Here is a 12,378-nt window from a genome sequence, read left to right on the forward strand (position 1 = left end):
AAGAAGGTCTGCGCTTTGCGATTCGCGAAGGTGGTCGTACCGTGGGCGCCGGCGTCGTCGCTAAAATTCTTAAGTAAAATTTGCAGTTGTAATTTGGCAGCCTCAGGTTTAAAAACCTGGCTGCCAGCGTCGTTTCAAGGCAATCGGGTTAATGATTGTTTTGCGGATTTAGGGGTATAGCTCAATTGGCAGAGCGTCGGTCTCCAAAACCGAAGGTTGTAGGTTCGATTCCTACTGCCCCTGCCAAACTCCGAAGGCGCAAGAATTGCAAAGGGCTGTTTAACCAAGCCGGAATATGTCGAACACAAACGTAGAAACCGTTACCAGTATTGCTGATCGCATTAAGTTGGCGTTGGCGGTATTGGTTATTATTGCTGGAATTGTTTCATTTTCAGTACTCAGCGATCAGCCTGCGGTTGTTCGCGTCGCGCTGTTCATTGCCAGTTTAATCGTGGCTGCCGGCATTGCCTGGATGAGCGAGCCTGGGCGACGCACGATCAGCTTCGGTCGTGATTCTTACGGTGAGTTAAAACGTGTGGTGTGGCCAACCCGAAAGGAAGCCATGCAAATGACAGGCATTGTTTTTGTGTTTGTCATTATTATCGGCATTTTTCTGTGGCTGGCCGATAAAGCATTGGGCTGGGTTATATACGGCCTATTGCTTGGCTGGAGATAAAGGACACCCATGAGTAAGCGCTGGTATGTTGTCCATGTCTATTCCGGCATGGAGAAAAGTGTCCAGAAAGCATTGCTCGATCGTATCGAGCGTGCCGATCTGCAAGACAAGTTCGGTGAAATTCTGGTGCCTTCCGAAGAAGTGTTGGAAGTTAAAGGTGGGAAAAAGTCCATTACCGAGCGTCGTATTTTCCCCGGCTATGTCTTGGTGGAAATGGAGCTTACCGATGAAACCTGGCACTTGGTGAAAAGCACCAACCGGGTAACCGGGTTTTTGGGTGGTTCGGGAAATCGCCCTGCGCCTATTTCCCAGAAGGAAGTCGACAAGATTCTTTCGCAAATGGAAGAAGGTGTCGAGAAGCCCAAACCCAAGGTTCTATTTGAAGTGGGTGAAATGGTTCGTGTTAAAGAAGGGCCGTTTGCCGATTTCAACGGTAACGTCGAAGACGTTAACTACGAGAAAAGCAAGGTGCGTGTTTCGGTCACTATTTTTGGCCGTGCCACACCAGTTGAACTCGATTTTGGTCAAGTCGAAAAGACTTAATTATTTAACCCCGGGGAGCCAATGTTTTAGTGCATTGGCGTTTGTACCCGCAAGGAGCTGAAAATGGCGAAAAAAATCGTCGGCTTCATCAAGCTGCAAATCCCAGCTGGTAAAGCCAATCCTTCCCCTCCCGTTGGTCCGGCTCTCGGTCAGCGTGGTTTGAACATCATGGAATTCTGCAAGGCGTTTAACGCACAAACGCAGAGTCTGGAGCCTGGTCTTCCTATTCCGGTTGTTATTACCGCGTACGCCGACAAGAGCTTTACTTTCATCATGAAAACACCGCCTGCGGCTGTTCTCATCAAGAAAGCCGCCGGTATCCAGAAAGGCTCTGCACGCCCTAACGCCGACAAAGTTGGCAAGCTTACGCGTGAACAAGCCGAAGAAATCGCAAAAACCAAAATGCCCGACCTGACTGCCGCCGATATGGACGCCGCTGTTCGTACGATTGCAGGTAGTGCTCGCAGCATGGGTATCACGGTAGAAGGGGCATAACATGGCTAAGTTAAGCAAACGCGCAGCTGCGATTAAAGAAAAAATCGACCGCAACAAATTCTACGCAGTGAATGAAGCATTGGCGCTGGTTAAAGAAACCGCCACCGCCAAGTTCGATGAGTCCATCGACGTTGCCGTTCAACTGGGTATCGATCCCAAGAAATCCGACCAACTGGTTCGTGGTTCCGTTGTTCTGCCCGCCGGTACCGGTAAGAGTGTTCGTGTCGCTGTTTTTGCTCAGGGCGAAAAAGCCGACGCGGCAAAAGAAGCGGGTGCTGACATTGTGGGCATGGAAGATCTGGCTGAAAGCATCAAGGGCGGCAACCTGAATTTCGACGTTGTCATCGCTTCGCCCGACGCCATGCGCGTTGTGGGTGCGTTGGGTCAGGTTCTGGGCCCACGTGGCTTGATGCCGAATCCGAAAGTGGGCACGGTAACACCCGACGTGGCTCAGGCGGTAAAGAACGCCAAGGCAGGTCAGGTGCAGTACCGTACCGATAAGGCCGGTATTATTCACGCCAGCATTGGTCGCGCTTCTTTTGAAGTTGAACAATTGCAAAGCAATCTGGCTGCACTGATCGATGCGTTGAACAAAGCGCGTCCCACAGCTGCAAAAGGTATTTATCTGCGTAAAGTCGCCGTTTCCTCCACCATGGGTGGCGGTGCTCGCGTAGAAGTGGCTTCATTGGCTGCTTAAGTCACTGAAGTTGTAAAGAACTTTGGGCGCACCCCGGCAGAATTGGGGTGTTGCTGTCAAAGACCGCTGGAGCCTTGAAGTGATTTCACATCAGGCTTAATCCGGTTTCTGGCAACAGAACCGATCCAGCGCAGACGGCGCCCATGGAAGAATTCTTTTTTGTTTTAAAGAACTCGACCAGGAGCGCCGCATTCGGTAGATGCCCGGGACCCTCCTGGGTGTCATTAGATGGAGTGTTCAAACCGTGAGTCTCAATCGCAAAGAGAAAGCGGTAGTTGTCGAAGAGGTTGCTGCGCAGGTAGCACAAGCTCAATCGATTATTACTGCCGAGTACCGTGGTCTGGACGTCGCTGCCGTCACCGTATTGCGCAAACAAGCGCGTGAGTCGGGTGTGTATCTGCGTGTTCTGAAGAATACGCTGGTTCGCCGTGCACTTGCCGGCACGCCTTTTGAAGGCATGTCAGCAAGTTTGAAGGGTCCGCTGATCTATGGCATTAGTGATGATCCTGTTGCGGCTGCCAAAGTACTTGCCGATTTCGCAAAAAGCAACGACAAGCTGGTTATTACGGGTGGTTCGCTGCCCGACAATCAGCTTAACAAAGATGGCGTTATGGCCTTGGCCACCCTGCCGTCGCGTGATGAGTTGCTGGCGAAACTGATGGGTACGATGCAAGCCCCTGTCACGCAGTTTGTGCGTACGCTCAACGAAGTTCCAACCAAGTTCGTACGTGGCCTCGCCGCCGTGCGCGATCAAAAGGAAGCTGCATAAGCAGTTGGAAACTGAGTCGAACGACACAGCGATACCCAACCCTGGAAATTATTCAATTTTGGAGTTCTAGAAATGGCATTAAGCAAAGCAGAAATCCTCGACGCGGTCGCTAATCTGACCGTTCTCGAGTTGTCCGAGCTCATCTCGGAAATGGAAGAAAAGTTTGGCGTGTCCGCCGCCGCAGCCGCTGTGGCTGTTGCTGCTCCCGCTGCAGGTGGTGGCGCAGCCGCTGCTGAAGAAAAAACTGAGTTCGACGTTGTTCTGGCCGAAGTCGGCGCCAACAAGGTTAGCGTGATTAAAGCTGTTCGTGAAATCACCGGTCTTGGCCTGAAAGAAGCTAAAGACATGGTCGATGGCGCACCTAAAGCAGTTAAAGAAGGTGCCAGCAAAGAAGACGCTGAAGCTGCTAAAGCCAAGCTTGAAGAAGCTGGTGCTAAAGTCGAACTTAAGTAAGACTTTTGCCGTACGCCCGGGCAGGTTTCGGCCTTCCCGGGCTTTTGCGTCTCCAGAAAACCCGTCTTGTCAGTGGTGTTTTCTGAACCAGTCGGGTTCTCTGGAGTCGTAAACCGGGGCCGTGGTTGACGGCCCATGTAACCCCTCGAGTCGGAGTGCTCATGCCTTATTCGTACACCGAAAAAAAGCGCATACGCAAGAGCTTCGCCAAACGGGAAGATGTCCAAGACGTCCCGTATCTTTTGGCGACTCAGCTGCAATCTTTTCTAACCTTTCTGCAAGCAGATATCCCCGCTTCCGAGCGTCGGGACGAAGGTCTGCAGGCAGCCTTTACTTCAATTTTCCCCATCGTAAGCCACAACCAGATGGCACGTCTGGAGTTCGTCAGCTACGCGCTGGGCGAGCCGGTGTTCGATGTTAAGGAATGCCAGTTGCGTGGTTTAACCTACGCATCGCCTTTGCGGGCGAAAGTGCGCCTGGTGCTGATGGATCGTGAAGTCAGCAAACCCACTATTAAAGAAGTGAAGGAACAGGAAGTGTACATGGGCGAGATTCCGCTCATGACGGACACCGGTTCCTTCGTTATTAACGGTACAGAACGGGTTATCGTTTCCCAGCTGCATCGTTCGCCCGGCGTGTTCTTTGAGCATGATCGCGGCAAAACGCACAGTTCCGGCAAATTGCTGTTTTCTGCGCGCGTGATTCCTTATCGTGGCTCCTGGCTCGATTTTGAATTCGATCCAAAAGACCAACTCTTTTTCCGTATCGACCGTCGTCGCAAGATGCCGGTTTCGATTCTGTTGAAAGCTATTGGCATGACGCAGGAAGAAATTCTTGCCTACTACTTCGACTTTGATCGTTTCGAGATCATGAATGAAGGCGGCAAGCTTGATTTCGTGGCCGAGCGCTGGAAAGGCGAAGTGGCGCGCTTTGACATTACCGATAAAAAAGGCAATGTCATTGTCGAGAAAGACAAGCGTATCAACGCCAAGCACCTGCGCGACTTGCAGGCTGCCGGCGTCGATCAGCTGTCCGTGCCTGAAGATTTCTTCGTTGGCCGTATTCTGGCCAAGAACGTTGTGGATCCGGAAACGGGTGAAATCATTGCCAATGCCAATGACGAAATCACCGAATCCACAATGGCCGATATTCGTACCGCCGGTATCAAGGAAGTTGAAACGCTCTACGTTAACGACCTCGACCGTGGTGCTTATATTTCCCAAACACTGCGTTCCGACGATACAGCAGATCAAACCGCTGCGCGTGTTGCGATCTACCGTATGATGCGTCCGGGCGAGCCACCAACCGAAGAAGCGGTTGAGGCCTTGTTCCAGCGTTTGTTCTACAGCGAAGAAACGTACGATCTGTCGCGTGTCGGCCGTATGAAGGTCAACAGTCGCCTGGGTCGCGACGAAGAGACCGCCGGTGCGTTAACGCTTACCAACGAAGACATTCTTGAAACCATCAAGGTGTTGGTTGAATTGCGTAACGGTCGTGGTCAAATCGACGACATCGACCACCTTGGCAATCGCCGTGTGCGTTGCGTGGGTGAGTTGGCTGAAAACCAATTCCGTGCCGGTCTGGTTCGCGTTGAGCGGGCTGTGAAAGAGCGTTTGGGTCAGGCGGAAACTGAGAATCTCATGCCGCACGACCTCATTAATTCCAAGCCTATTTCGGCTGCAATTAAAGAGTTCTTCGGCTCCAGCCAGTTGTCGCAGTTTATGGACCAAACCAACCCGCTGTCGGAAATTACGCACAAGCGTCGTGTTTCCGCGTTGGGGCCTGGTGGTCTTACCCGCGAACGCGCCGGCTTTGAAGTGCGTGACGTGCACCCCACCCACTATGGTCGTGTATGCCCGATTGAAACACCGGAAGGTCCGAACATTGGTCTGATCAACTCCATGGCCTTGTACGCGCGTTTGAACGAGTACGGTTTCCTGGAAACGCCCTACCGCAAAATTATCGACGGTAAGGTCAGCGATCAAATCGATTACCTGTCGGCAATTGAAGAAAGTCGTTTCGTTATCGCCCAGGCGAACGCCGAGCTCGACGAGCAGGGTCGTTTCGTAAGCGATCTGGTGGCTTGCCGCCAGGCGGGTGAAACCATGCTGACGTCGCCCGATAACGTTCACTACATGGACGTTGCGCCATCCCAGATCGTGTCGGTTGCGGCATCGCTTATTCCGTTCCTGGAACACGACGACGCCAACCGTGCACTGATGGGCGCCAACATGCAGCGTCAGGCAGTACCCTGCCTGCGTCCTGAGAAGTCGTTGGTGGGGACCGGCGTTGAACGTACAGTTGCGGTCGACTCGGGCACCACGGTGCAGGCGTTGCGCGGCGGTATCGTGGATCACGTCGACGCCGAGCGTGTTGTGATTCGTGTGAACGATGAAGAGAACGTGGCCGGTGAAGTGGGTGTGGATATTTATAACCTCACCAAGTACACGCGTTCGAACCAGAACACCAACATCAACCAGCGTCCTATCGTGAAGAAAGGCGATGTGGTTGCCCGTGGCGACGTACTGGCCGACGGTGCATCAACCGACCTGGGTGAACTGGCGTTGGGTCAGAACATGCTGATCGCGTTCATGCCCTGGAACGGCTACAACTTCGAAGACTCGATTCTGATCTCCGAAAATGTGGTGGCCGATGACCGCTATACGTCGATTCACATTGAAGAACTCACGGTTGTGGCGCGTGACACCAAATTGGGTGCCGAAGAAATCACACGCGACATCAGCAATTTGCCTGAAGTCCAATTGAACCGTCTGGATGACTCCGGCATTGTTCATATTGGTGCTGAAGTGCGTGCCGACGACGTGCTGGTAGGTAAGGTGACACCCAAAGGTGAAACTCAGCTGACCCCTGAAGAAAAACTGCTGCGTGCCATTTTCGGCGAGAAAGCCTCCGACGTGAAAGATACGTCGTTGCGTGTTCCGTCGGGCATGGTCGGTACGGTGATCGACGTTCAGGTCTTTACACGTGAAGGCATTGAGCGCGACAAGCGTGCGCAATCGATTATCGACGATGAACTGCGTCGTTATCGTCAAGACCTGAACGATCAGCTGCGTATTGTTGAAAAAGATACGTTCGATCGTATTGAAAAGGTCTTGGTGGGTAAAACCGTTAATGGCGGTCCACGCAAGCTTGCCAAAGGCGCCAAGATTACTGCTGAGTACCTGGCCGACCTCGATAAATGGCAGTGGTTCGATATTCGTCTGGCCGATGAGTCCGATGCAATCAACCTTGAGCAAGCCAAAGAGTCGCTGGAACAGAAGCGTCATCAGTTTGATCTTGCGTTCGAAGAGAAGCGCAAGAAACTGACGCAGGGCGACGAATTGCCTCCCGGCGTGCTGAAGATGATCAAGGTTTACCTGGCGGTTAAGCGTCGTCTGCAACCCGGTGACAAGATGGCGGGTCGCCATGGTAACAAAGGTGTGGTTTCGCGCATTGTGCCGGTTGAAGACATGCCGCATATGGCCGACGGTACACCGGTTGATATCGTGTTGAACCCGCTGGGCGTGCCCTCACGGATGAACGTGGGTCAGGTTCTGGAAGTGCACTTGGGCTGGGCTGCCAAGGGCATGGGGTATCGAATTGCCGATATGCTTGACGGCCAGAAACAGGCTCAGGCCAAGGAAGTTCGGGCACTCCTCGAGAAAGTCTATAACTCCAATGGTACGCCTGCGCATCTGGAAGAGCTGAGCGACGATGAAATCGTGGAAATGGCGCGCAACCTGAAAGCCGGCGTTCCTTTGGCTACACCGGTATTCGATGGTGCCAACGAAGGTGAAATCGGCAAGATGCTCGAACTCGCCTACCCCGACCCCATTGCTGAATCGTTGCGTCTGACACCCGATCGCACGCAAGCCTGGCTGATTGACGGCCGTACCGGCGAGCAATTCGAGCGTCCTGTTACCATCGGTTATATGCACTATCTCAAGCTGCATCACCTGGTGGACGACAAGATGCACGCGCGTTCAACCGGCCCATACTCGCTCGTTACGCAGCAGCCGTTGGGTGGTAAAGCCCAGTTCGGTGGCCAGCGTTTCGGTGAGATGGAAGTTTGGGCGCTGGAAGCCTACGGTGCTTCTTACACGTTGCAGGAAATGCTTACTGTTAAGTCCGACGACATCACCGGCCGTACCAAGGTTTACGAGAATATCGTGAAAGGTGATCACGTCATCGACGCAGGCATGCCTGAATCGTTCAACGTTCTGGTCAAAGAAATTCGATCTTTGTCTCTGGACATGGATTTGGAGCGTAAATAATGAAAGCGCTACTCGACCTATTCAAACAAGTCTCGCAAGACGAGCAATTCGATGCCATCAAGATTGGTATTGCCTCGCCTGAAAAAGTGCGTTCGTGGTCGTATGGTGAAGTGCGTAAGCCCGAAACCATCAACTACCGCACTTTCAAGCCCGAGCGCGATGGCCTTTTCTGCGCCAAAATCTTTGGTCCAATCAAAGATTACGAGTGCCTTTGCGGCAAGTACAAGCGCCTGAAGCATCGCGGTGTTATTTGCGAAAAATGCGGTGTGGAAGTCACCGTGGCCAAGGTGCGTCGCGAACGCATGGGCCACATCGAACTGGCCAGTCCGGTTGCGCATATTTGGTTCCTGAAGAGCCTGCCGTCCCGTTTGGGTATGGTGCTCGACATGACACTGCGCGACATTGAGCGTGTGCTTTATTTCGAAGCATGGTGCGTTATTGAACCCGGCATGACACCGCTCAAGCGCGGTCAAATCATGTCCGACGACGACTACCTTGCCAAAACGGAAGAGTACGGCGACGACTTCCACGCCTTGATGGGTGCCGAAGCGGTGCGCGAATTGCTGCGCACCATCGACATCGATCGTGAAGTGGAAACGTTGCGTGCCGAACTCAAGGCAACCGGTTCCGACGCCAAGATCAAGAAAATCTCCAAGCGCCTCAAAGTGCTGGAAGGTTTCCAGAAGTCGGGTATCAAGCCCGACTGGATGATCATGGAAGTGTTGCCGGTATTGCCGCCCGATTTGCGTCCGCTGGTACCACTCGACGGCGGTCGTTTTGCTACGTCCGATCTGAACGATTTGTATCGTCGCGTGATCAACCGCAACAATCGTCTGAAGCGCTTGCTTGAACTGAAAGCGCCCGACATTATCCTGCGCAACGAAAAGCGTATGTTGCAGGAATCGGTCGACTCCCTGCTTGATAACGGTCGTCGCGGCAAAGCTATGACGGGCGCGAATAAGCGTCAGTTGAAGTCACTGGCCGATATGATCAAAGGCAAGAGCGGTCGTTTCCGTCAGAACTTGCTGGGTAAGCGTGTCGACTATTCCGGCCGTTCGGTGATTGTGGTGGGTCCGCAGCTGAAACTGCATCAATGCGGTCTGCCCAAGTTGATGGCGCTGGAACTGTTCAAGCCGTTCATTTTCAATCGTCTGGAAATGATGGGTCTGGCCACGACAATCAAGGCTGCCAAGAAGTTGGTTGAAAGCCAGGAACCGGTCGTATGGGACATTCTGGAAGAAGTCATTCGCGAACACCCGGTTATGCTCAACCGTGCGCCTACGCTGCACCGTTTGGGTATTCAGGCTTTTGAGCCGGTGCTGATTGAAGGTAAAGCCATTCAATTGCATCCACTGGTGTGTGCTGCGTTTAACGCCGACTTCGACGGCGACCAAATGGCTGTTCACGTTCCCTTGTCGCTAGAAGCGCAGCTGGAAGCCCGCACTTTGATGCTGGCATCCAACAATGTGCTGTTCCCCGCCAACGGTGAACCGTCCATCGTCCCATCGCAGGATATCGTTCTGGGCTTGTACTACACCACCCGTGAGCGCATTAACGGTAAGGGCGAAGGTTTGTTCTTTGCCGACGTTGCCGAAGTACAACGGGCTTACGACAGCGGTGAAGTTGAACTGCAAACGCGTATTACGGTTCGTCTGAACGAGTACGAAAAAGACACAGCAGGTGAGTTCCAACCGGTGATCAAACGTCACGAAACAACGGTGGGTCGTGCCTTGTTGTCTGAAATTTTGCCTAAAGGCTTGCCGTTCTCCGAACTGAACCGCACGCTTAAAAAGAAAGAAATTTCACGCCTTATCAACCAGTCGTTCCGTCGTTGCGGCTTGCGGGCCACTGTTATTTTTGCCGACAAGCTCATGCAGTCGGGCTTCACACTGGCAACCCGCGGTGGGATTTCCATTGCCATGAATGACATGGTCATTCCACAGGTGAAGGAAGAGATCCTGGGCCAGGCAAACAAGGAAGTGAAAGAGATCGATCGTCAGTACTCTTCGGGTCTGGTGACGTCTCAGGAACGTTACAACAACGTGGTCGATATTTGGGGCAAGGCCGGCGATAAAGTCGGCAAAGCCATGATGGAGCAGCTTTCGACAGAACCCGTGACAGACCGTCATGGCAAGGAAGTACGACAAGAGTCATTCAACTCCATCTACATGATGGCCGATTCCGGCGCTCGTGGTTCCGCCGCCCAGATTCGTCAGTTGGCGGGTATGCGTGGCCTGATGGCCAAGCCCGACGGCTCGATTATTGAAACGCCTATTACGGCTAACTTCCGTGAAGGGTTGAATGTACTTCAGTACTTTATTTCCACTCACGGTGCACGTAAGGGTCTGGCCGATACCGCGCTGAAAACCGCTAACTCCGGTTACCTTACGCGTCGTCTGGTCGACGTCACCCAGGATCTGGTTATTACGGAAACCGATTGCGGCACCACGCATGGTTACACGATGAAAGCCCTGGTTGAAGGGGGCGAAGTTATCGAACCCTTGCGTGAGCGTATTCTGGGCCGTGTCGCCGCCGTTGATATCGTTAATCCTGACACTCAGGAAACGGCGATCCCGGCCGGTACACTGCTGGATGAAGATCTGGTCGACCTGATCGATAACATCGGTCTTGACGAGGTTAAGGTTCGCACTCCGCTTACCTGCGAAACCCGTCGTGGTTTGTGTGCCCATTGCTATGGTCGCGACCTGGGTCGCGGCGTACTGGTAAATCGTGGTGAAGCTGTTGGGGTTATTGCAGCGCAATCCATTGGTGAACCGGGTACCCAGCTCACTATGCGTACATTCCACATTGGGGGTGCGGCATCGCGTGCAGCCATGGCTAGCTCGGTGGAAACCAAGGTGGCCGGCACGGTATCGTTTGCAATTACCATGCGTTATGTCACAAACGCTAAAGGCGAGCGTGTTGCGATTTCGCGTTCCGGTGAAATTGTTATCTTCGACGAAAGCCGTCGTGAACGTGAGCGCCACAAGATCCCGTACGGCGCCACGCTGGTTGTGGGCGACAATGAAACCGTGAAAGCAGGCCAACGCCTGGCAACATGGGATCCGCTCACTCGTCCAATGATTTCGGAATATGCCGGCAAGGTGCGTTTCGAAAACATCGAGGAAGGCGCAACTGTTGTTAAACAGCTTGATGAAGTCACCGGCTTATCGACCCTGGTGGTCATTACGCCGAAAACGCGTGGTGGCAAAACCGCCATGCGTCCGCAAATCAAGCTCATTAACGATGCCGGTGAAGAAGTCAAGATTGCAGGCACCGAGCATGCGGTTGCCATTTCGTTCCCCGTTGGCGCACTGATTACCGTGCGCGATGGTCAAGACGTTCAAATTGGCGACGTACTTGCCCGTATTCCGCAAGAATCGCAGAAGACACGCGATATTACCGGCGGTCTGCCACGCGTGGCCGAGCTGTTCGAAGCCCGTTCACCCAAAGATGCCGGCATGCTGGCAGAAGTTACGGGTACGGTTTCGTTCGGTAAAGATACGAAGGGTAAACAGCGTCTTGTGATCACCGACATGGACGGCGTGAATCACGAGTTCCTGATTCCAAAAGAGAAGCAGGTACTGGTGCACGATGGCCAAGTCGTGAACAAGGGTGAGATGATTGTCGACGGGCCGTCCGATCCGCACGATATTCTGCGTTTGCAGGGTATTGAAAAGTTGGCGACGTATGTCGTCAATGAGGTTCAGGACGTTTACCGTTTGCAGGGTGTGAAGATCAACGACAAACACATTGAAGTGATTGTGCGTCAGATGTTGCGCCGAGTCATTGTGACCGATGCGGGCGATACCAGCTTCATCACCGGTGAGCAGGTTGAGCGTTCAGAGCTTCTGAACGAGAATGACCGCGTTGACGCGGAAGGCAAGATTCCAGCCACGTATGACAACGTGTTGCTGGGTATTACCAAGGCCTCGCTGTCGACCGACTCATTCATCTCGGCCGCTTCTTTCCAGGAAACCACTCGCGTGTTAACCGAAGCCGCCATTATGGGCAAGCGCGACGAGTTGCGTGGTCTGAAAGAGAACGTCATTGTGGGGCGTCTGATTCCAGCCGGTACCGGCCTGGCATATCACACGGCACGCAAGGCAAAAGAGAAGCACGAGGAAGCCGAACGTCTGGCCGCCCGCGAAATGGAGAACCCATTCGAGGACGCGCCGGTTACGGTGGATTCGTCATCTGAGTCTGAGCCCTTGGCCGATACGGAAGGGTCGCAAGACACTAACGAAGAATAATTTCGTTAGTACTTGCCGGCTTTTTCCGGCCTTTAGAACCCCGTTTACCGTAAGGTGGCGGGGTTTTTTCATGTCATCCGTAAAACCCCTTACAGCGTAAACCCCCATGTTTTATGTGTAATGTTAGCTGTTATAACACCTTGTCATTGATCGAAATATTGGAGCCACCGGTTGTCGAAATTATGGAGCCACTTTTTGATCGTTTTTTACTCCCTCCG

The 12,378-nt window shown here is 53.1% G+C and carries 9 protein-coding genes and 1 tRNA gene; all 10 read left to right on the top strand.

The genetic code is table 11. From position 1 onward, the window contains the following. Nucleotides 1-77: EF-Tu C-terminal domain-related protein (locus tag CJO09_RS15380; protein ID WP_446649917.1), on the top strand; the 77-nt coding region annotated here is incomplete at its 5' end. A gap of 93 nt (nucleotides 78-170) precedes the next feature. Then, nucleotides 171-246: transfer RNA gene (locus tag CJO09_RS15385), tRNA-Trp, on the top strand. Nucleotides 247-295: 49 nt separating this feature from the next. Continuing rightward, nucleotides 296-676 carry a preprotein translocase subunit SecE gene (secE, locus tag CJO09_RS15390; RefSeq protein ID WP_114422021.1) on the top strand — a complete coding sequence of 127 codons (381 nt, stop codon included), beginning with the start codon at nucleotides 296-298 and terminating at the stop codon, nucleotides 674-676. Nucleotides 677-685: 9 nt separating this feature from the next. Further along, nucleotides 686-1,219, top strand: coding sequence for a transcription termination/antitermination protein NusG (nusG, locus tag CJO09_RS15395; protein ID WP_114422022.1), 534 nt, complete (start codon nucleotides 686-688; stop codon nucleotides 1,217-1,219). Between the two features lie 63 nt (nucleotides 1,220-1,282). Further along, the gene (gene rplK, locus CJO09_RS15400) at nucleotides 1,283-1,714 is read left to right on the top strand and encodes a 50S ribosomal protein L11 (protein WP_114422023.1); all 432 of its coding nucleotides are present in this window, start codon (nucleotides 1,283-1,285) and stop codon (nucleotides 1,712-1,714) included. Nucleotide 1,715: 1 nt separating this feature from the next. Beyond that, entirely contained in the window at nucleotides 1,716-2,411 is a 696-nt protein-coding gene (gene rplA / locus CJO09_RS15405; RefSeq protein WP_119443148.1) for a 50S ribosomal protein L1, read from the top strand. Nucleotides 2,412-2,655: 244 nt separating this feature from the next. Beyond that, the gene (gene rplJ / locus CJO09_RS15410) at nucleotides 2,656-3,180 is read left to right on the top strand and encodes a 50S ribosomal protein L10 (RefSeq protein ID WP_114422044.1); all 525 of its coding nucleotides are present in this window, start codon (nucleotides 2,656-2,658) and stop codon (nucleotides 3,178-3,180) included. Between the two features lie 72 nt (nucleotides 3,181-3,252). Then, nucleotides 3,253-3,633, top strand: a complete 381-nt coding sequence (gene rplL, locus CJO09_RS15415; RefSeq protein ID WP_119443149.1) for a 50S ribosomal protein L7/L12 — start codon at nucleotides 3,253-3,255, stop codon at nucleotides 3,631-3,633. A gap of 161 nt (nucleotides 3,634-3,794) precedes the next feature. Further along, nucleotides 3,795-7,907, top strand: coding sequence for a DNA-directed RNA polymerase subunit beta (rpoB, locus tag CJO09_RS15420; RefSeq protein WP_119443150.1), 4,113 nt, complete (start codon nucleotides 3,795-3,797; stop codon nucleotides 7,905-7,907). Continuing rightward, nucleotides 7,907-12,160 (top strand): DNA-directed RNA polymerase subunit beta', encoded by a 4,254-nt coding sequence (gene rpoC / locus CJO09_RS15425; RefSeq protein ID WP_119443151.1) that lies wholly within the window; start codon nucleotides 7,907-7,909, stop codon nucleotides 12,158-12,160. The genes rpoB and rpoC overlap by 1 nt, the downstream gene beginning before the upstream one ends. Nucleotides 12,161-12,378: the final 218 nt, after the last annotated feature.

The sequence above is a fragment of the Neopusillimonas maritima genome, from assembly GCF_003576595.1.
GTDB classification, from domain to species: Bacteria; Pseudomonadota; Gammaproteobacteria; order Burkholderiales; family Burkholderiaceae_B; genus Neopusillimonas; species Neopusillimonas maritima.